The organism is Bradyrhizobium sp. BEA-2-5, from assembly GCF_032918025.1.
GTDB lineage: Bacteria > Pseudomonadota > Alphaproteobacteria > Rhizobiales > Xanthobacteraceae > Bradyrhizobium > Bradyrhizobium pachyrhizi.
This window is the reverse complement of the sequence record NZ_CP136629.1, coordinates 246,289-265,990: the sequence shown is the minus strand read 5'-3', so window position 1 is coordinate 265,990 and position 19,702 is coordinate 246,289. Positions and strand designations below refer to the sequence as shown.

The following is a 19,702-nucleotide window of genomic DNA, read 5'->3' as shown; positions in this document are numbered from 1 at the left end:
CCATAAATTTCACAGCGATGCGCGATCCGCGCGGCTCAGCCTGCCAGCGGAACGAGCACGGTTTCACCGGTTGCAACCAGCGAGGTTTCACCTTGCTCGTTCTCCGCAAAAAGTTCCGCGCGCGCGAAGACCTGCCTGCGCCCCGCACGCAATGTGGTTCCTTTGGCGATGAAGCAGCGGCCCAGCGCGGGCTTCAGGCAGTTCATCGAGAAATGGGATGCGGTGACGGAACCTGCGATCGACGCCGCGGCAAAGCCGCAGGCGGTGTCGAGCAGCGCCGCGATCATCCCGGCGTGCAGGTGTCCCGCATATTGGGTGAGATCGTCGCGCCAGGGCATCCGTAGTTCCACCGTGCCGGTGCCGGCGGTGACGACCTCGAAGCCGGCAAGCCGGTTGAAGGCGGCCGACGCATTGGTCGCAACGAGACGTTCGAGATCGAAGCCCGGGCCAGTCGTCATGTAAAACTCCATTGCGGGGGCCACCGTTCGAGATTCGCCCTGACGGCCTCGATGTGATTGGGCGAGCCGAGCAGAAGCGCCTGTTCGGCCGTTTCGGCCGCAAGTCCGGTCGCCGCATCGCGATCGGCTGCAAGATTGAGCAGCCGCTTGGCGGCGCGGATCGCATCCGGGCTGCGGTCCGCGATTGCGCGCGCCGTCTCCAGCGCGGCCTCGCGCGGCTGTTCGACGATCCGGGTGACGAAGCCATGACCAAGCGCCTCGTCCGCGGAAAAGACGCGCGCGGTGTAGGTGAGTTCACGGACCACATCCTCGCGCGCAAGATGGCGCATCAGCTGCGTGCCGGCCATGTCGGGCACCAACCCCCATTTGCCTTCGATGATCGCAAGGCGCGTGCCGGGTGCGAGATATCTGATGTCGGCACCGAGCATCAGCTGAAAGCCGCCGCCGAAGGCTATGCCGTGGACGGCGGCGATGACCGGCACCGGCAGCTCGCGCCAGAGCCACACCAGATGCTGCGCAAAGTTGGCAATGCCGTGGGTCCGACGGCCGAGATCAGCGAAGGGCAGGATGGATTCGCCCTCCGTCGTTGCGACCAGACGCTCCATGTCGAGGCCTGCGCAGAAGGCCTGCCCTTCGCCCGAGAGCACCACGGCGCGGAGCTTGCGGTTGTCCGCGAGCTGCGCACCGATTTCGGCGATCGCGGCGAACATCGCCGGATCGAGCGCATTGAGCTTGTCAGGGCGGTTGAGCCTGACGTCCGCGACGCCATCGGCGATGCTGAGGCTGGCGCGATCGGCCGTCATGATCGCCCTCGCTAGTAGCCGGCGGCGGCGAGCGCCACGACGACGCTCATCGCCATCCAGCCGAAGTGGCGGAAGCGGGTCGCCACCGCGTTGGCGAGTGCCGCTACGCCGAACACGACACCGAGCGTCGCCACGATCCAGTGCCGCGCGGCATCGGAGGCCATCAGGGGCGCGGCGATCAGCAGCACGCCGCCGCCGATCCAGGCGACGGTGCCGGCCTGATAGACCAGGCGAAGCAAGAGCCGCAGGCGCGGCGGCTCGACGGTGGCGCGCGCGAATATCCTGGTCTCGCCGAGCACGCCATGGATCAGGCTGACCAGAATGGCGACGACGCCGGCGCCCTGCAGCAGAAGATCACGCATAGCGATGCCTCCATACACTACTGTATGGATATGATACCGGCCGCTGGCGCCTGTCAATACACTTGTGTATGGTGGGCCGCGCGGACGGGGAACCATGACGGAACAGCTCTCGGTCAAGGACTGGCTCGATCAGGGTCTGAAGACGCTGGCGCGACGTGGCTTCACGGCGCTGAAAGCCGATCCGCTGGCCAAGGCCATGGGCGTCTCGCGCGGCAGCTTTTATTGGCATTTCGCCGACCTCGGCGCCTACCGCGCGGCGATCCTCACCCATTGGCGCGAGGTCGCGGCCGAGCAGGTGATCGCCGAGCTCGAGACCATTCCGCAAGGCGGCGACGCGCTGGCGCTGTTGCTACGCCGTGCCTTCTCGGCGCGGCTGGCGCTGGAACGCGCGGTGCGCAGCTGGGCCACCGCGGACGCCGAAGCGCGCGCCGCCGTGCTCGAGGTCGACCAGCGCCGGATCGGCTATATCGAAACCCTGCTGCGGCAAGCCGGATTCCCGGACGAGGTGGCGCGCGGCCGCGCGCAGATCTTCTATTGGGCCTTCATCGGCTACGCGCTGTCCGAGCATGCGCTGCCGAAGCCGCGCCAGCAGGCCGCGATCGACGAGCTGCTGCGGATGGCCAGGCGCTGACAGCTGACATTTGGATGTGCTACATCACGGCCAGTTTATTCTGACGCGTTTTCTTTACGCGAACCGGCCACCACTTCGCTCGAAAACGCTCCAGTCGGAGACCGCAATGAATTCCACGACCGACCATCTCGAGAGCACCGCCGACCCAAAACTGCTCGAAATCCTGGTGTGCCCGATCACCAAGGGGCCGCTGGAATTCGACGCAGCGCGGCAGGAGCTGATTTCGCGCTCGGCAAAGCTCGCCTATCCGATCCGCGACGGCATCCCGATCATGCTGCCGGAAGAGGCGCGCAAGATCGATTGATGTAAGCGTAGCCCGGATGAAGCGCAGCGCAATCCGGAAAAGTCTCACCGCCGATAGTCTGCTCCGGATTTCGCTTCGCTTCATCCGGGCTACGGGACCTACGCAAGTCCTAAAGCGCCTCGCCCTTCAACAGCCGCGGCACCTCGCCGGTGAGCCCCGCGGCCTGGCGGATGAAGAGGTTCTTCAGCGGCGGGGCGCGGTCGACGAGGCCGAGGCCGATGTCGCGCACCGTGCGCAGCAGCGTCGACTGGTTGGAGAACAGGAAGTTCAGCGAGTTGGTGGCAACGCCCATCGCCATGGTGTCGAAGCGGCGCCAGCGCTGGTAGCGTTCGAGCACGTCGGCGCCGCCGATATCCATGCCGAGCCGTGCGGCATCGACGACCACTTCCGCCAGCGCGGCGACATCCTTCAGGCCCATATTGAGCCCCTGCCCCGCGATCGGGTGGATGACGTGGGCGGCATCGCCGACCAGCGCCAAGCGCTCGGCAATGAAGGACCGCGCAACGAAATAAGACAGCGGAAACGCGCGCGGCTTGTCGAGTGCCTTCACCTCGCCGAGATGCAGGCCGAAACGCTGCTCGAGCTCGGCTTGGAATTGCTCTTCGTTCAAGGCGACGATGCGCGCGGCATCGTTGCGCGTCTCGGTCCACACCAGCGACGAGCGTTTGCCCGACAACGGCAGGATTGCGAAGGGTCCTGCGGGCAGGAAATGCTCTTCGGCGCGGCCCTCATGATCGCGCTCATGGCCGACGGTGACGACGATGCCGGACTGGTCGTATTCCCAGCCATGGGTGGCGATGCCGGCGCGCTCGCGCAGCTTCGACCTCGCGCCATCGGCGGCGACCAGCAGGCTCGCCGCGATCACGGTGCCGCCGGCCAGCGTAACGCTGACGCCGTCGGGCCGCGACGCGAAGCTCGACACCGCGGCGGCGCGCAGTTCGACGCCCTCGGCTTCGGCACGGCTCGCGAGCGCATCGATCAAATAGCGGTTCTCGACCATATGGGCGAACGGCTCGCCGGGCGCGACATTGCCGGCGAAGGTCAGGAACACCGGGCGCGTCGCGTCCTCCAGCTTGGAGTCGGTCACGACCATATCCGTGATCGGCTGCGCCGTCGGCGCCACCTGGCCCCAGGCGCCGATCGTCTCGAACAGGCGGCGGCAGGCGGCCACGATCGCCGTGGCGCGGGGGTCGCGGCTCGGCCGCGCGCCGAGCGCGGGATCGGCGACGATGACGGGGATCTCGGGCCCGAGCCCCTGGCGCAGCGCCAAGGCCAGCGCAAGCCCTGCAAACGCACCCCCGCAGATGACAATACTTCGCTGTGCCGGCATGCGATCCTTACTCGATTACGCCATCAAAGGAGACTTGCTACCTGATATTAGCTGGGCGAAACAGAGTTTAGAAACAAGGGCGGCTAACAGCCCCAATCGTCATTCCGGGGCCTATCCATGTCCAAAAGCCTGATCGACCTCATTTCGATCCTCGACCTCGAGCAGCTCGAGGTGAATCTGTTCCGCGGCAACAGCCCAAAGACAAGCTGGCAGCGGGTGTTCGGCGGCCAGGTGATCGGGCAGGCGATGGTTGCCGCGTGCCGCACCGTCGAGGGCCGGCTGCCGCATTCGCTGCATTGCTATTTCATCCTGCCGGGCGATCCGCAGATCCCGATCATCTACCAGGTCGAGCGCCTGCGCGACGGCAAGAGCTATTCGACCCGCCGCGTCACCGCGATCCAGCACGGCAACGCGATCTTCTCGATCATGGTGTCGTTCCACGCCGAGGAGGAAAGCGCGTTCGACCATCAGGACAAGATGCCCGACGTGCCGCCGCCGGAGAAGCTCACGGCGGAGGAGGTCGCGAAGCAGCCGATGTTCAAGGAGATGCCGGAGTTCATCCGCCGCTACTATGAATCCGACCGCCCGATCGAGCTGCGCCCGGTCGAGCTCGGCCGATATTTCGGCCAGAAGATCGACGACGGCCGCATTCACGTCTGGATCAAGACCGCGGCGAAGCTGGCCGACGATCCGGCGCTGCATATGTGCGCGCTCGCCTATGCCTCGGATTTCTCGCTGCTCGATGCGATCATGGCGCGCTATGGCCGCACGCTGTTCGACAAGCGCATGATGCCGGCGAGCCTCGACCACGCGATGTGGTTTCACCGCCCCTTCCGCGCCGACGAATGGCTGCTCTACGCGCAGGATTCGCCGAGCGCACAAGGCGGCCGCGGCCTGACCCGCGGCTCGATCTTCAAGCCCGACGGCACGCTGGTCGCCTCCGTCGCGCAGGAAGGCTCCGTGCGCGAGCGGAAGGCATAGAGCTCACGCTCGAACAGAGCCGGTCGGCACGATGCGATCGCGCTTACTGGCCGGCGTAGGCGCCGCGCTCGGTCAGCGCGAATTGCGAGACGAACCAGTTGCCGTACCAGCGCAGCACCCACGGAATCGGGATCAGGAAGCCGCAGGCGATCGTGAACACGATGGTTCGCCACAGCACCTCGATGCCGGACCCATTGAAGCTGACCTCGCGGCGCGTGCCGTCGATGTTGCGGCAGATCCAGCGCATCCAGGCGGTCAGCACCCAGGCCCAGCCGATGATGGTGATGGCCGAGACCACCATCGCCACGTACCAGCCGACATAGGCGACCGGGCTGCCCCTGAACGAGATCGGCAGATCCTGGCCGCTCGAGCTGAGATGGCCGATGATCCAGCGCACGATCATCCAGCTCAGGAAGCCCTGTAACAGCAGCGAGAGCAGCGTCACGATGTTGCTGTTGGCCGCGCCGGCATAGGTCAGAAGGCCGAGCACGATGAAGACCCACCAGATGTCGAGCGGCTGCCCGGTGAAGGCGAAATGCGGGCGGCCCGGCACGCGGATATAGGGGATCGCAAAGCGGTACAGGCCGGTCGCGGTCCACGGCGCCGGGATGACGAGAATCTGGCCGATGAACATCAAGAGGCTGCGGCCGAACAGGCCCCAGATCGGGAAGTCGGCGGACAGCGCGCCGCCGCTATAGCTTCCGGACGCCACCACCGGCGGCGGTCCGCCGGCCTGCGGAAATGCCGGCGGCGCGCCGGCGCTCGGGACGAGGCCCGGAATCTCCCCGGCCTTTTGCCAGCCGGCCATGCCCTCGGTCCACACCAGGGTGTCGGCCCCCACCATGCCCCGGGTGATCAGGTCGCGGAGCTGGGTTTCAGGCAAGGGGCCCTTTTGCTGGCCTTCGGATGCATAAAACCAGTTTCGGTTCGACATTCCTTGTTTCCTCGGGCGCGCGCAGGGACGCGCGATAGGCGAAACGAACCAGCAAGAGCGCTGGCCGGGGCGGGAAAGCCACATTGTGGCCGAGCGTTTCCATTCCGTACAGTGAGGGAGCGCACGCGCTGCGCATGTTTTCCGCTTCAATCTGCAACTTTTTTATGCCATTTGCCCGAAAAGATGCCAGATTTGGCGGACGCGAAGTGCCGCTCGGGGATGGCAAATTGCCGCTCCGGGAGGCAGCAGGTGCCGGCTCACGGGACGGCAAGTGCCGCTCCGGGACGGGCGCACACGGAAAACCTCAAGGGAATAGGCCTGAACCATGAAACTCGTCGTCGCGATCATCAAACCCTTCAAGCTCGATGAGGTCCGGCAGGCCCTGACCGCGATCGGCGTCCACGGCATGACCGTGACCGAGGTGAAGGGTTACGGTCGGCAGAAGGGCCACACCGAGATCTATCGCGGCGCCGAATATGTCGTGAACTTCCTGCCCAAGCTGCGCATCGAGATCGCGGTCGCTTCCGACGTTGCCGACAAGGCGGTCAGCGTGATCACCGCGACCGCCCGCACCGGGCAGATCGGCGACGGCAAGATCTTCGTCACGCCGATCGACCATGCGCTGCGCATCCGCACCGGCGAAACCGACAGCGACGCGCTCTGAACCCTGGAGCATGATCCCTCGCGACAAACGCGGAAAGCGTTTGCGCGGAGATCATGCCCAAACAAAACGATCGAGATCATCGCCGGCAACGACGCCGGCGCACGCCACAACCGCACACCAAGAAACCACGACCGCCGGGGAATGATGATGGGGGCACGAGCTCTTCGTGCAGCGATATCAGCTGCGCCGATCACTGCTGCAATCCTGTTCGCGCAAGCCACGCCGGCCTTCGCGCAAGACTCGGCATCCAGCGCCGGGATCAACACCGCCGACACGGCCTGGATGATCGTCGCCACCGCGCTGGTGCTGATGATGACGATCCCGGGGCTCGCGCTGTTCTATTCCGGCATGGTGCGCAAGAAGAACGTGCTCGCCACCATGGCGCAGAGCCTGGCCGCGGTGACGATGATCTCCATTCTCTGGGTGGCCTTCGGCTATTCGCTCTGCTTCGTCGGCGACGGGCCGTGGATCGGCACGCTCGACCGCTGGTTTCTCGCCGGCATGACCATGGACAGCGTCAATCCTGCGGCGAAGACCATCCCGGAATCGCTGTTCATGCTGTACCAGATGACGTTTGCGATCATCACGGTCGCCCTGGTCGCGGGCTCGGTCGCCGACCGCATGCGGTTCTCCGCCTATCTCCTGTTCTCCGTCGCCTGGTTCATCTTCGTCTACATCCCGCTGGCGCATTGGGTGTGGGGCGGCGGCTTCCTCGCCAGCATGGGCGTGCTGGATTTCGCCGGCGGCCTCGTGGTGCACCTGTCGGCCGGCACCGGCGGCCTCGTTGCGGCCAAGGTGATGGGGCGACGTCACGGCTACGGCACCGAGAATCTCTCGCCGTTCGATCTGTCGCTCGCGGTGATGGGCACCGGCCTGCTGTGGGTCGGCTGGTTCGGCTTCAATGGCGGCTCGGCGCTTTCGGCGAATTCACGCGCGGTGATGGCGATCATCGCGACCCATCTTGCCGCCTGCGCCGGCGCGCTGACATGGGGCGCGATCGAATGGTCGACGCGGCGCAAACCCTCCGTGCTCGGCATGGTCTCCGGCGCGGTGGCCGGCCTCGGCACCATCACGCCGGCATCCGGCTTCGTCGCGCCGTGGCACGGCGTCGTCATCGGCATCATTGCCGGCCTGGTCTGCTTCTGGGCCTGCACCTGGCTGAAGCATCGCTTCAAGTACGACGACTCGCTCGACGTGTTCGGCGTGCACGGCATCGGCGGCCTGACCGGCACGCTGCTTGCCGGCGTGTTCGCGGCCTCGGCGATCGGCGGCACGTCCGGCCTGCTCGAGGGCAATCCGAGGCAGCTGCTGATCCAGCTCTACGGCGTCGCGGCTACCTTTGTCTGGTGCGGCGGCGTCACCTTCGTGCTGCTCAAGCTGGTCAGCGCCTTCGTCCCGCTGCGCGTTTCGATGCAGCAGGAGCTCGAAGGTCTCGACATCTCCCAGCACGGCGAGGCGCTGCAGTAAGCCGTCCGGCTCGCCCCGTTCCGAACGTCGAGCCAGTTCCGGCTTGCGCGACACATAAGTGTATGCTTATGTGTCGTCATGGTCGACACCGATATCTTCAAGGCTCTGGCCGATCCGACCCGCCGCAAGGTCTTTGAGAAGCTGGCCGGCGGCAGCCTGAACGCCAGCGCCTTGCGCGACGGACTAGAGATCAGCCAGCCGGCGATGTCGCAGCATCTGGCGGTGCTGCGCGCGGCAGGGCTGGTGCGCGAGCAGCGGCAGGGCCGCTTCGTGAATTATGAGGTCGACCCGGACGGCATCGCCAGCATCGGGACCTGGCTCGCCCGCTACCGCGCCTATTGGCCGAAGCGCATCGAAGCGCTCTCCGATCTGCTGAAGGACATGGATCAATGAGCGACGCAGTTGAGCCTGATCATGCCGACGCCGACCTGGTGCTCGAATACGAGCTCGATGCACCGCCTGAAAAAGTGTGGCGCGCGGTGACCATTCCGGCCCTGCGCGAACGCTGGCTCCCGGATTGCGATCTCGCGGACGCTGAACCCCTCTCATCGATCGCTGGCGAAGAGGTGCGCTTCCGGCTGCGCGAGTCCGAGCCGCCGTTTCGCGAAAGCCATGTCACCTTCCGGATCGAGCCGAACGAGGCCGGCGGCACCCGCTTTCGCATCATCCAGCAAGCCTGCGACATCAGGGGAAAGCAGCCGCAACCGGCCAACAGCAACAACCGCTGCCTGATGCGCGCGGCCTGATCACAAACCTCGTCACCCGCTGAAACTTCATCACCTGCAGCAATGGAGGTCGCCGATGCGCGACATGATGCAACTCGTCCCTATGGTCGTCGAACAGTCGAGCCGCGGCGAACGTTCCTTCGACATCTATTCCAGGCTCCTGCGCGAGCGCATCATCTTCCTGAACGGCGAGGTCAATGATGCGATGTCCGGACTGGTCTGCGCCCAGCTGCTGTTCCTCGAGGCGGAGAATCCGCACAAGCCGATCAACCTCTACATCAACTCCTATGGCGGCGTGATCACCAGCGGGCTTGCGATGTACGACACCATGCAGTTCATCAAGGCACCGGTGCACACGCTGTGCATGGGCACGGCGCGCTCGATGGGGTCGTTCCTTTTGATGGCCGGCGAGCCCGGTCACCGCGCCGCGCTGCCGAATGCGAGCCTCCACGTGCATCAGCCGCTCGGCGGCTTCCAGGGTCAGGCGTCGGACATCCTGATCCATGCCACCGAGATGCAGGAGACCAAGCGGCGCATCATCCGGCTCTATGCGCAGCACTGCGGGCGCACCGAAGCCGACGTGGAACGGACCCTGGATCGCGATCACTTCATGTCCGCGCAGCAGGCGCTCGAATGGGGATTGATCGACAAGGTCTTCGCCGAACGCGACGCCGCCGAAAAGCATGATCCGGCGCCGCGCTGATCTTCGTCGCTGGAGCGGCCAAACCGTTTCATGACAGCGCCATCGATTTAGGCTTCACCTCGGCATGCTGCGCCGTGACCCGCACAGCATCGGGACGGCTCGATCCTCCGCGCCTGCCGCCGCCGCGGTGGTCGATCAGGCGCGCGACGACAGCGCGCCGCGCATGACGAGGCGTCAGCGAATGGTCGGCGTTCGGCAGCGTCAACCGCGTCACTCCAGGGATGCTTGTGAGCCGTTTGCCGTCCTGACCAAAATGCCGTGCGATCTCCTGCAGGCTGAGATCGCCGTCCGAGGTGACCATGAGGACGCGCACGCCGCGGCTGCAAAGCTCGCGCATCCAGCGCTCGACACGGTTACGACCAAGCAATGCGGACGGATGCATCGCCGACAGCGTCGACTTGACGGCTTCCAATCCGCGCCGCACCAGCCGCCTGGCGCTACCTGACACTGGCAGCTTCCAGGCGGACTTGGTCGTCATCGCAGACCCCTCCGCCGCACCGATCTGCTGCTGGCTTCCGCGATTCGCCTTGGAGGCTTCGTATGCTTTCCAGGCCGTAAGCTCCAGCGCGTAGGAACTGTTCCAGGCAAAGCAGAGCGGGTTGATCATGGTCAGGGCGCGGACGCGGCGGTCCGCGCGCGCCGTGTGAAGAGCCTGGAAGGCGCCCGAGCATGTGCCCACAAGCTCGACTTTGGCAAAGCCCGCCCGCTGCATCCAGTCAATCGCCGCGCCGACGTCGAAGCGGGTGCGGGAATCGTAGAGGAACAGACGATTGCTCCCGGGATCGTCGCTCAGGCCGAGGCCCGGCAGGTCAATGCGTAGCGACGCCACGCCGGCGGCGGCAAGCTCGCGCGCCGCCTCGACCGTGCCGCGCGCCCAACCGACATGCGGCACGCCGCCGGAGTTGAGGAAGATGACCGGATCGGCCGCAGCATGGCTGTCACGTGGCCGGGTCAGCACGCCACAGATCAATGGCGCCTGCCTGATCACAACCGGTTCCTCCGTGTAGTGCGATCCCTCCAATAGCTCGCGGCCGGTCAAGGATACGACGCCCTGAGCTACGCCGGCGACGGCCCGGTCGGACAACCAATCCGCCCAGCAATCGACAACGTCGGCCGGGATCCGGTTCGCGGTCGGGTCGCACATGAGCAGGTGATAGTCCTTGAACTCCGCGATTGTCGCGCCTTCGAAAGAAGTTTGACCGTCGCGGATGTCAGAGCCTGCCAACGGCTTTCCGTTCGCGATCAAAAGCATCGGCAGGGGCGGAAGGGCCGCGACGGCCCGCCGCCAATCCAGCCTCGACAGATCGGCGAGCGTCTCATGCGAAAGCCGGAAGCCGACGGCCTCGCGTCCCTCGGCGAACGTCGCGTCGCTTGCGGCGCTCTTCGCGAGCGACCCATCGATCACGCGCGACATCGCGGTGATTTCGCGCACATAGGTCTTGCCGGAACTCGGTGGCGCGAGCAGCGCGAGGCCTGCCACGTCGTCCCGCCCCGCCGCAGCGAGCGGGGCCAGCAGCGCGCCGAGACGGAAGCCGGCGAGGACGACATCCTCCACGCCGCAATCCCGCTTCAACCGGTCGATCGCCGCGCCGATGCTTGCGGTCCAGGCCATCACCCGGCCCGGCGCCGAATGGTCGCCGGCGGCGTTGCCGCAGCCGGGATAGTCAAACAGCAGGACAGGAAGGCCCGCCGCGGCCGCCTTGTCGGACAACAGCTTCAGGAATCGGCGACTGCACAGATCCTCATGACCATGCGCGCCGGCGATGACAACGCCCCGCCGCCCCTTCGCTCCGTTCAGCCAGCCGATGGTATCGGCAAAGACAACTGGTTTCATGTCATGCTCCCGGCGGAATCCTTTGTCCGCACGACTTCCAATTCTTCCGCTCTCGGCACCTCGTAGCTCGCGTCGCGATCGGCATTGAGCGCCGTCACCGCGCCGCCAGGTATGGCCAGGGGCGAACCGTCAAGGCCGACCTCCCGCTCGATGCCCGGCATCAGGTGAAAATTGTTCTCCGTTGGAACGAACCGATCGTCCTGGATGGAGACGTGGTAGGCCGCGCGTTTGCAGGCCAGCCGCAGTCGCCACGCGTCCTTCCGACGCACCAAACTCACAGTCAGGCCCACGTCGCGCCGCGCGGTCATGACATCCGGCAGCACATGGAAGGCCTCAGCAAAGACCTTCCCGTCGTCGCCTTCCAGCCTTGCAACGGTGACTTCATGTCCGGGCGGCCCGAAGCGATAGGCGTAGGAAATATCGAAAAAGGCGCCGAGCACCGAGAAGGCCGAAAGCGACAGGCCGCCGTGCGCCGGCACGCTGATCGGTTGGCGCGCTGACACCACCGGCGTGACGCCGTCCCGCAGACAGGTCAGCGATAATGTCGCTTGAACGATCTTCGCCGTATCGTTGACGGCATGGACGGTCAGCCCGTTGACGCCCTCGTCGCTCAGGATCAGCCGTAGCGGGGCAAATGCGCGCCTGAGCCCGTGCCAGACGGGCTTCGGCCGGCCGGTCGAATCGACCACGCCCCAACCCGCGCCCGGCCGCAAGTCCTTCCAGAAGAACAGCAGCGCTCCTGCCGTCGGCGAACAGGGCCTGCGCCATTCGTCGATGGTGCGCTCCACCACCTCGGTCGTCACCGCACGGGAGAGCTCGAGATAGCGTCTGGTATCTTCGATGCGCAGCCGGCGCGCGTCGACGGAAAAAAGCGTTTCCAGATAATGCTCGCGCACATCCTCGAAGTCCCACGACGCGCCGACGTCGCGCGGCACGCCCGCCTTCCAGCGCGGATCGTGCACCGGCGGCACCGGCAGATGCGCATCCAGCGTTGCCTGGTCAGGCACATTGGCAAAGGCAAGGCATTCGCTCGCGAAGCGCACTTCGGCCCGGCGCGCGTCATCCAGCGGGCGGCAATAGGCGCCGACCCCGTAATAATGCATCGGCCCGCCATCAGCCGTGAAAGGCAGGTTGCCGCCGGATGGCGATGACGTCACAAGCACCAGGTCGGGACGCTTCGCTTCGGCGATGGGGCGCACCACCTTGTCGAACCAGGGCGTCGGGTCCATCGACATCGGCAAGCCCATCATCGCCGCCTGCTGCGCCACCTCGCTGCCGCCGCACAGGACGGCGAGTGACGGCGAATGCCTGAGCCGCCCGAGCAAATTCCCGACCTCGCGCGAGAGCGACGCCTGCCAGGCTTCGTCCTTCGCCGGATAGTCGAAATTGGCGAGCATCAGGTCCTGCCAGACCAGGATGCCCATCTCGTCGCAAAGCTCGTGAAATGCGTCGCCCTCGTAGACGAACGTGCCGCCGACCCTGAGCATGTTGACGCCCGCCCGTCGTGCAAGATCGAGGTCGCGCGCGATCTCTTCGCGTGAGGACGGCAGCCGCACCAGGTCGGACGGCGTCCACACCGAGCCGCGACAAAAGACGGATACGCCGTTGACGACCAGCCGAAAGCCGCGTCCGTCGGTGCCGCGATCGATCTCGATATGCCGGAAGCCGACGCGGCCGAGCGCTACTCGCATCGAGCCGAGCGTGACGACAACCTCGTGCAACGCCGGATCGCCATGGCTGCTCGGCCACCATGGCGCAACGTTCGCAATATCCAGTTTCGCCGTCAGCCGCGTCGCTGTCTCTGAGATCAGTGCGGCGACAGCGCCCGCACAGGCGACCGTGGCCGGCGCGTCATCAAACGGCTCGACCAGCGTGATCGCGATGGAAAGATGCCCTGTTGTGCCGGCGAGGTCGGCCTGCATTTGCACATCGCGCACGCCTTGCCGGTTGGTATCGCGGATCAGCTTGATCGGTCGCCATGGTCCGACGATGTCGAAGCCAGGGGACCAACCCGGCATATGGCCGATCAGCGTGGTCCGTACGAGCCTCAACCGCTGATCGTCGATCATGCGCGGCCGCCAGCGCGCACGCGGACCAGTCAGGGTTTCCAGATGGCGGTCGAGGCTGCGGAATGCGATGGCCAGTTGCTCGCCGCCGGCAAGCGTCAGGGCGACATCATGGCGCTCGAACATCGAGGTCGAGGACAGCACGAGGCGATCGTCGAGCCAGACCTCTGCAACCGTCGCCAAGCCGTCAAATACGAGACGGGCCGGGCCGGTGACATCGAGCCGGCGACGATACCAGACGTCCTGGTCGTGCAGCGGAGTGGGATGGTTGCGGTCCCAGCGGCCAAGCCGTTCCAGCGCAGCAGCGGCCGTGCCGGGGCACGCCGCCTCCAGCCATTCGGCGCTGCCGTCGATCGCCGCCGGAGACGCCCACGCGCCGGCCGGCGAGACGACCATGCACCAGCCGCTGTCCAGAGGCTCGGCCGTGTCGGTCGTCGACACCAAAGCGTCCATACACATGCATTCCCATGACCGGCAGGCCGGTCCTACGCTGCCTTGCTGGCGAGATCCGCCATGCGACCGTCCAGAGCGTTCATCACCGTTTGCCAGGCCTTGGCCATCGGCCCGATGGCGTCCGCGAGGCCATCGAACCGATGCCGGGCCATGGCGCGGGCGAGCTTGAATTGCATGACCTTGGCGCCCTCGGCGATTGCCGCGGCGGCTTCGATCGCCTCGGCCAGACCGGTCTCGCCGTGCCGTCCCAGCCATTCCAGATGACTGGAGAGGAGTTCGAAATTGGCGCCCACCTGCCGCAACGTGTTGAAGGCGTAGACGTGAAAATACTCCGGTGATCGGGCGGCCAGTGCCTCGGCATGGCCGCCGAACACGGCCGCATAGGCATCGAGCGGATTGCGCTTCGGCCTCCGCCGCAGATGCTGCGCGAGGATTTCCGTGGCCGCACTGACCGGCTCGCGCGAGGGGCGCGTGGCGTTGAACTTGACGAACTCGGCATAGGGAAACAGCGGCAGGCCGCCGGCCGGCGCGCCGTTGCGCTGCTCGAAAATGCCGTCATAGTCCTCGCCGTCCAGGGCGAAGTAGCCGTCGTTGTGGAAGTAGGCCATGTGGCGGCGCCCGGGAACGAGCACGTTGACGCCGATCGTCGTCTTGGAATGGCCACTGCGATAGGTGATGCCCTTCGTGTCGGGCAGGTAGAAAGCATCGACCTCGACCAGCGGCAGCCGCCCGCGCTCGATCTGATTGAGAACGTGCGCCTCCAGACGATCGAACACGGACAGTTCCTGGATATCCAGGCCGGCCAATCGCTGCAGGTCGGCCGTCGGGAACTTGAAGAACGTGAACTGGTCGCCTTCGAAATCCTGCGCCACGGTGAAGCCGAGCGCAGCGACCGGGTCATTCCCGTTCGCATGCATGACCTCGATCAGAAGATCGACATAGCAGTTGGTTTGCGGCCATCGCCGCTCCGCGTCGTGGAGCAGGTGCGGTTTGTAGTCGGCCGGATCGAGCCCGGCGATGGCACTCTGCATTTCAGTTGCCCCAAAGCGTGTCGCGCACGGAAGCCGGCCATGCCTCGACCTCAGGCCCGTGGTGGCGGAACAGCGCGAGCGCCACGCGCTCCAGCCCGAAGCCGACGCAGGCCGAGTGGCACAGGCTGCCATCCGCGAATTTGAGGCCCCAGGTCTGGCCAAAATGGTCGCGATGATAATTGAAGGACAAGCAGGCCGTCGGTTTCTCGATACTGGTTACCGGGATCAGCAGCTCGAACTTGAGTCCCTCGTCGCGCTGATTGTTGGCCATCATCTTGCCGCCCCGACCGAAGAACGGATCGTTGGCGAGATCAACCTCGCAGGGCAGGTCGAGGGATTCGATCATCGCCTTGCCGCGCTCCAGCCAGCTTTCGCGGAAGGCGCACACCTGCTCGGCCGTCCCGATGCGGACGAATTCGCGCATGCGGAACAGCTGCATGCGCGCGGGATCCTTGGAAGGCTCATGACGGAAGCAATAAGAGGAAAGCTCGAACAGCACACCGTCATCGGGCACCGGACCGCGCGCGGCAACGGTCGGATAGAGCGGATAGCAGGCGGCTGGCGTCAGCACGACGTTCGTCGCCTGCTGCAGTTCGGTCCAGTCCTCCCCCGCAGCCATCATGCCGAGAAGCTGCGCGTGCTCGCGCTCGCCGCCCATGAAGGAATGCACGCAGCCTGCAAGCTGCGGGAAGCTTTTCATATAGCCACTGCCTTCAAGCGTGGCGCGACTCATGCCCGGCGGGAAGTGGATGCGGGTTGCCTTGTCTGGCGCTCCGATGCTGGTCACGAGCCGCTCAAAGCGCTCGATCACGTCTTCGAAAACGCCGGAGCGGCCATAAAGCCCGTCTACTCCGGTCTTGAACAGGATGCTCTTGTCGAACAGTGTGTCGAGCAGGCTCTTGGCATCGAACGTCTTGGCGTCCATCTCAACCTCTCAGGCTGGTGTCAAAGCGGCTCATCAGCAGGAGCGTCGCGGTGTTGGAAAGAATACGGTCGTTCGAAATCATCAGCGGCGCTGAGCTCACATCGCGCAGGTGTCTGCCGACGCTGAACGGCGTGCCGTTCTTGTAGCCGACGATGCCGTTGACCAGCATGGCGAGCCGCACGATCGCCCCGGCCTTCTCGCTCGCAGCAACCTTCAACGCGTTGATCTCGGCGGTAAAGCCAATCGAGGAGAGCGCGTCGTCATTGCCCTTGGCCGCATCGAAGCGGTCAATCGCGGCCGTGAGATGACCCTTCATCTCCTGAAGCAGGGCGGCCGCCTCGGCGAGCCGAAGCGCGCCCGGCGGCAGATTTCCGTCCGCCTGCTTGCGCGCCGCTGCCTTGACGAATGCTTGCGCGCGATTGAAGGCGTCGGTGGCGATACCGAACCAGGTCGCCGCCCAGAAGATATGCGAGCTCGCCAGCATCGACTGTGCCGCGATCTCCGAGAACGGCTTGGGGAAGATCTGCGCCGCGTCGCCATGCGCGACGAGATGGAAACCGTCCGAACAGGTGCCGCGCATTCCGAGCGTATCCCATACGGAGGTGCGCTCCAGCGTGCGGTTCAGGTCCGCGGGAATGACAACCATCACCTGATCGGAGCTTGCCGCGTCGGGAGCGCGCCGCGCCGTGGCAAGAATCGCGTCGGCGTGGCGGCCGTAGGAAATAACGGTTGCTTCCTTTGTCAGCGAGAAGCGGCCGTCTGCCACTTCGACCGCACAGATCGAATTGCGCAAATTGCCGCCGATGCCGGCTTCCGTGGTCGCCGAGGCCATCAGCAACTGCTCCGCCGCAATGCGGCGCATATAGGCCAGATGCCAGTCGCTGGCGCCGCCATGGCTGACGAAGCTCGACGTCTTGATCTGGTGCATGGCGTAGATCATGGCGCTCGAGCCGCACGCCTGGGCGAGCTGAACGATCAGCTCCGCGATCTCCATCGTGCCCAATTCCTCCCCGCCATGCTCGACGGGAATCGCGACGCCGAGCAGGCGCTCGCGCTTCAATGCTTCGATGGTATCGGCCGGGAAGCGGCCCTCGCGGTCTACCGCATCGACCTGCTGCGCCGCGACCTTGGCGACCCGACGCATGCGCTCGGCCGGCGTGGCGGCAGAGGCCGGCACGGGCTCTATCTTTCTCACCACGCTCATGGTTTTACGCCGCCCGCTGTGTCAGCCGTGAAACGGCGTCCGCGACGTTGGCGAGCGACGAGAAGGTCCGTCGCGTGAGCATCGCTTCGGGAAATTCGATGTTGAACTCTTCCTCAAGCGCCAGCATTACCTGCACCGTGGCGAACGATGTCAGCCCTGCGTCATAGAGATTCGTGTCGTCGGTGATTGTGTTGAAATCCACCGAAATCATCGGCTGCTGCTCGAGCAGCGCGCGGATACGATCAATCATTGGTTGCCCCACCTGTCATTGAAGTTCTTATGCGGCGGCAATAGCGCAACGACGGCAACGGCGGCGTTAACGCCGGAACGACAATGCTACAGACAGCTAACGATCCGTAACGAGCGTCCGCAAAAGTCCGGCATTTGCCATCCTGGCGGGCGTACCTGATGCGAGCCCTTGTCCGCTTCGCGCAGAACGACGCGGCGAGGTGCCCGCAAATGTCTTCGCGCCGGTCCTGTTTCGGGTGGGAACCCAAACAAGCCGATGAAACCCAACATCAAATTCCCATCGCGCAACCGTCCGGCAGACGCGAATGGCGACATGATCGAGAGAGTGGTCGCGGACCGCGGGGCGGGCCCGGAAGCCCTCGCCGGATACCGCGTACTGCACCGCGGCTGAGCAGAATTGTGTCCGGAGTTAGCCCTGCCTGCGTTCTAGACAGGCCTGACCATATTTTAGGCGCGGCGGAATAGCGCAGGGGCAACCCCCTCCCGCAAAGCGGGAAAAGGTCCGGATTCATAATCCATTAGCGAACTCCGGCCGTCTGGCACGGCATTTGATTCTAGGGGTCCGGCTGTGCCCGCGTAGTGGATGTCCTCCGCGTGGTGAACCTCAGTCGAAACTCCCGGTGTTGATTCGCACCGGGCCCAAGCGGGGATAGGACCCATGAAAATTGTTATGGCGATTATTAAGCCATTCAAGCTGGAAGAAGTCCGTGACGCCCTGACCGCCATCGGCGTTCACGGTCTCACGGTGACGGAAGTCAAGGGGTATGGCCGCCAGAAGGGTCATACGGAAATCTATCGCGGCGCCGAATATGCCGTGAGCTTCCTGCCCAAGATCAAGATCGAGGTCGCTGTCGCCTCCGATCAGGTCGACAAGACCATCGACGCCATCACGTCCGCGGCGAAAACCGGACAGATCGGCGACGGCAAGATCTTCGTCATCAACCTCGACCATGCGGTGCGCATCCGCACCGGCGAGGCCGATGCCGCGGCCCTCTGATTTCGCGCTCAACCTTATCCAATCAGGAGTAAATAATATGACGTTCAAGCGTCCCTATGGCGCGGGATTGGCGGCTCTCGCAGTCGGCCTGTTCGCTGCGACCGCAGCCTACGCCGAGCCAACGGTCAACAAGGGAGACAACGCCTGGATGATGACATCGACAGTGCTGGTGCTGTTGATGACGATCCCCGGCCTCGCGCTGTTCTACGGCGGTCTCGTCCGTTCCAAGAACATGCTCTCCGTCCTGATGCAGGTGTTCTACACCGTCTGCGTCGTCACCGTGATCTATGCCGTGTACGGCTACAGCCTCACCTTCACCGGCGGCTCCGACTTCATCGGCGGCTTCTCCAAGGCCTTCATGATGGGCGTCACCACCGATACGAAGGCAGCGACCTTCTCGGTCGACGCCAACATCTCGGAGCTCATCTACATGTGCTTCCAGATGACCTTCGCGGCGATCACGCCCGCCCTCATCGTCGGCGCCTTTGCCGAGCGCATGAAGTTCTCGGCGCTCGCTCTGTTCGTCCCGCTCTGGGTGACGCTGATCTACTTCCCGATCGCGCACATGGTCTGGTACTGGCCCGGTCCGGACCTGATCCAGGACGCGGCCAAGGCTCTCGCTGCGGCAGGTGACGCGGCGGCGAAGACCGCGGCGCAGGCCAAGCTCGACGAGGTCAACGCCGACGCCGGCTGGATCTTCAAGATGGGTGCGATCGACTTCGCGGGCGGCACCGTGGTGCACATCAACGCCGGCATCGCAGGTCTCGTCGGCGCTCTCCTGATCGGCAAGCGTGTCGGTTACGGCAAGGAGCTGATGGCCCCGCACTCGCTGACCATGTCGATGATCGGCGCCTCGCTGCTCTGGGTCGGCTGGTTCGGCTTCAACGCCGGCTCCAACCTGGAAGCCAGCGGCGGCGCTGCGCTTGCCATGACCAACTCCTTCGTCGCCACCGCGGCCGCCGCGCTGTCGTGGATGTTCGCGGAGTGGATCATCAAGGGTCACCCCTCGGTGCTCGGCGTCATCTCCGGCGCCGTCGCGGGCCTCGTGGCCGTCACCCCTGCCGCCGGCTTCTCCGGCATCCCATGGGCGCGATCGTTCTCGGCCTGGTCGTCGGCGTGGTCTGCCTGTTCTTCTGCACCGTGGTGAAGAACGCGCTCGGCTACGATGACTCCCTCGACGTGTTCGGCGTGCACTGCATCGGCGGCATCGTCGGCGCCATCGGCACCGGCATCCTGGTCAACCCCGCTCTCGGCGGCGCCGGCATCGTCGACTACACGGCCATCCCGCCGAAGGTTGCCGATTACGACTTCGCCACGCAGATGCTCGCCCAGATCAAGGCCGTCTGCACCACGCTGGTGTGGTCGGGCGTCGGTTCGGCGATCCTCTACAAGGTCGTCGACGTGATCGTTGGCCTCCGCGCCAATGTCGAGAGCGAGCGTGAAGGCCTCGATATCACCGAGCACACCGAGCGCGCCTACAACATGTAAAGTTAACGGCCCTTGAAGGCCGTTAATTTGGGTTCTCCCGGGGCGCGACCTCCCCAAGCGGTCGTTCCCACAACTCCGGTTCGGGCACATACC

The 19,702-nt window shown here is 65.2% G+C and carries 20 protein-coding genes and 1 pseudogene; 10 read left to right on the top strand and 11 right to left on the bottom strand.

Annotated elements, in window-relative coordinates; genetic code table 11:
• Nucleotides 1-35: 35 nt before the first annotated feature.
• Genes RX327_RS01240 through RX327_RS01230 form a run of 3 tightly spaced genes read right to left on the bottom strand, consistent with a single transcriptional unit; the run spans nt 36 to nt 1,623 of the window.
• On the bottom strand, nt 36-458 hold the full coding sequence (locus tag RX327_RS01240) for a PaaI family thioesterase (RefSeq protein WP_050383532.1): 423 nt from the start codon (nt 456-458) through the stop codon (nt 36-38).
• The gene (locus tag RX327_RS01235) at nt 455-1,261 is read right to left on the bottom strand and encodes a crotonase/enoyl-CoA hydratase family protein (protein ID WP_050383531.1); all 807 of its coding nucleotides are present in this window, start codon (nt 1,259-1,261) and stop codon (nt 455-457) included. The genes RX327_RS01240 and RX327_RS01235 overlap by 4 nt, the downstream gene beginning before the upstream one ends.
• 11 nt (nt 1,262-1,272) lie before the next feature.
• A complete protein-coding gene (locus RX327_RS01230) occupies nt 1,273-1,623 on the bottom strand; it encodes a hypothetical protein (protein WP_050383530.1) in 351 nt (116 codons plus the stop codon).
• A gap of 94 nt (nt 1,624-1,717) precedes the next feature.
• Between RX327_RS01230 and RX327_RS01225 the strand changes: the two genes are divergently transcribed.
• Together RX327_RS01225 and RX327_RS01220 are read left to right on the top strand one after the other, a co-directional pair.
• A complete protein-coding gene (locus RX327_RS01225) occupies nt 1,718-2,254 on the top strand; it encodes a TetR/AcrR family transcriptional regulator (RefSeq protein ID WP_317249221.1) in 537 nt (178 codons plus the stop codon).
• A gap of 106 nt (nt 2,255-2,360) precedes the next feature.
• A complete protein-coding gene (locus tag RX327_RS01220) occupies nt 2,361-2,558 on the top strand; it encodes a Trm112 family protein (RefSeq protein ID WP_018269337.1) in 198 nt (65 codons plus the stop codon).
• 109 nt (nt 2,559-2,667) lie between these two features.
• Here the strand turns inward: RX327_RS01220 and RX327_RS01215 are convergent, their stop codons facing one another.
• The gene (locus tag RX327_RS01215) at nt 2,668-3,888 is read right to left on the bottom strand and encodes a ubiquinone biosynthesis hydroxylase (RefSeq protein ID WP_317249220.1); all 1,221 of its coding nucleotides are present in this window, start codon (nt 3,886-3,888) and stop codon (nt 2,668-2,670) included.
• Nucleotides 3,889-4,005: 117 nt separating this feature from the next.
• Between RX327_RS01215 and tesB the strand changes: the two genes are divergently transcribed.
• Nucleotides 4,006-4,869: an acyl-CoA thioesterase II gene (gene tesB / locus RX327_RS01210; protein ID WP_239628697.1), complete on the top strand. Its 864-nt coding sequence runs from the start codon at nt 4,006-4,008 to the stop codon at nt 4,867-4,869.
• A gap of 43 nt (nt 4,870-4,912) precedes the next feature.
• Here tesB and RX327_RS01205 read toward each other — a convergent pair whose 3' ends face one another.
• Nucleotides 4,913-5,803 carry a DUF4339 domain-containing protein gene (locus tag RX327_RS01205; protein WP_050383527.1) on the bottom strand — a complete coding sequence of 297 codons (891 nt, stop codon included), beginning with the start codon at nt 5,801-5,803 and terminating at the stop codon, nt 4,913-4,915.
• A 325-nt stretch (nt 5,804-6,128) separates the two neighbouring features.
• Between RX327_RS01205 and RX327_RS01200 the strand changes: the two genes are divergently transcribed.
• From RX327_RS01200 to RX327_RS01180, 5 genes are all read left to right on the top strand, one after another.
• Complete coding sequence (locus RX327_RS01200) at nt 6,129-6,467, top strand: P-II family nitrogen regulator (RefSeq protein ID WP_028176997.1); 339 nt, start codon at nt 6,129-6,131, stop codon at nt 6,465-6,467.
• Nucleotides 6,468-6,614: 147 nt separating this feature from the next.
• Nucleotides 6,615-7,934, top strand: a complete 1,320-nt coding sequence (locus RX327_RS01195) for an ammonium transporter (RefSeq protein ID WP_317249219.1) — start codon at nt 6,615-6,617, stop codon at nt 7,932-7,934.
• A 78-nt stretch (nt 7,935-8,012) separates the two neighbouring features.
• A complete protein-coding gene (locus RX327_RS01190) occupies nt 8,013-8,327 on the top strand; it encodes an ArsR/SmtB family transcription factor (RefSeq protein ID WP_016841428.1) in 315 nt (104 codons plus the stop codon).
• The gene (locus tag RX327_RS01185; RefSeq protein ID WP_028335834.1) at nt 8,324-8,680 is read left to right on the top strand and encodes an SRPBCC domain-containing protein; all 357 of its coding nucleotides are present in this window, start codon (nt 8,324-8,326) and stop codon (nt 8,678-8,680) included. Before RX327_RS01190 ends, RX327_RS01185 begins: the two co-directional genes overlap by 4 nt.
• Nucleotides 8,681-8,735: 55 nt before the next feature.
• Complete coding sequence (locus RX327_RS01180; RefSeq protein WP_050383525.1) at nt 8,736-9,362, top strand: ATP-dependent Clp protease proteolytic subunit; 627 nt, start codon at nt 8,736-8,738, stop codon at nt 9,360-9,362.
• 28 nt (nt 9,363-9,390) lie between these two features.
• Here RX327_RS01180 and RX327_RS01175 read toward each other — a convergent pair whose 3' ends face one another.
• From RX327_RS01175 to RX327_RS01150, 6 genes are read right to left on the bottom strand one after another with little or no spacing between them, the layout of a single operon-like run.
• Nucleotides 9,391-11,196: an alpha/beta hydrolase gene (locus RX327_RS01175; protein ID WP_050383524.1), complete on the bottom strand. Its 1,806-nt coding sequence runs from the start codon at nt 11,194-11,196 to the stop codon at nt 9,391-9,393.
• A complete protein-coding gene (locus RX327_RS01170) occupies nt 11,193-13,703 on the bottom strand; it encodes a glycoside hydrolase family 2 protein (protein WP_193395188.1) in 2,511 nt (836 codons plus the stop codon). The genes RX327_RS01175 and RX327_RS01170 overlap by 4 nt, the downstream gene beginning before the upstream one ends.
• A gap of 44 nt (nt 13,704-13,747) precedes the next feature.
• Complete coding sequence (locus RX327_RS01165; protein ID WP_050383523.1) at nt 13,748-14,746, bottom strand: DUF1839 family protein; 999 nt, start codon at nt 14,744-14,746, stop codon at nt 13,748-13,750.
• 1 nt (nt 14,747) lies between these two features.
• A complete protein-coding gene (locus tag RX327_RS01160) occupies nt 14,748-15,671 on the bottom strand; it encodes an amino acid--[acyl-carrier-protein] ligase (RefSeq protein ID WP_028335830.1) in 924 nt (307 codons plus the stop codon).
• Between the two features lies 1 nt (nt 15,672).
• Nucleotides 15,673-16,875, bottom strand: coding sequence for an acyl-CoA dehydrogenase family protein (locus RX327_RS01155; protein WP_050383522.1), 1,203 nt, complete (start codon nt 16,873-16,875; stop codon nt 15,673-15,675).
• A gap of 4 nt (nt 16,876-16,879) precedes the next feature.
• On the bottom strand, nt 16,880-17,125 hold the full coding sequence (locus RX327_RS01150; RefSeq protein WP_050383521.1) for an acyl carrier protein: 246 nt from the start codon (nt 17,123-17,125) through the stop codon (nt 16,880-16,882).
• 657 nt (nt 17,126-17,782) lie between these two features.
• On the opposite strand from RX327_RS01150, the gene RX327_RS01145 reads away from it, so the two are divergent.
• Together RX327_RS01145 and RX327_RS01140 are read left to right on the top strand one after the other, a co-directional pair.
• Nucleotides 17,783-18,121 (top strand): P-II family nitrogen regulator, encoded by a 339-nt coding sequence (locus tag RX327_RS01145; RefSeq protein ID WP_008142813.1) that lies wholly within the window; start codon nt 17,783-17,785, stop codon nt 18,119-18,121.
• A gap of 37 nt (nt 18,122-18,158) precedes the next feature.
• Nucleotides 18,159-19,609, top strand: a pseudogene (locus RX327_RS01140) (ammonium transporter).
• Nucleotides 19,610-19,702: the final 93 nt, after the last annotated feature.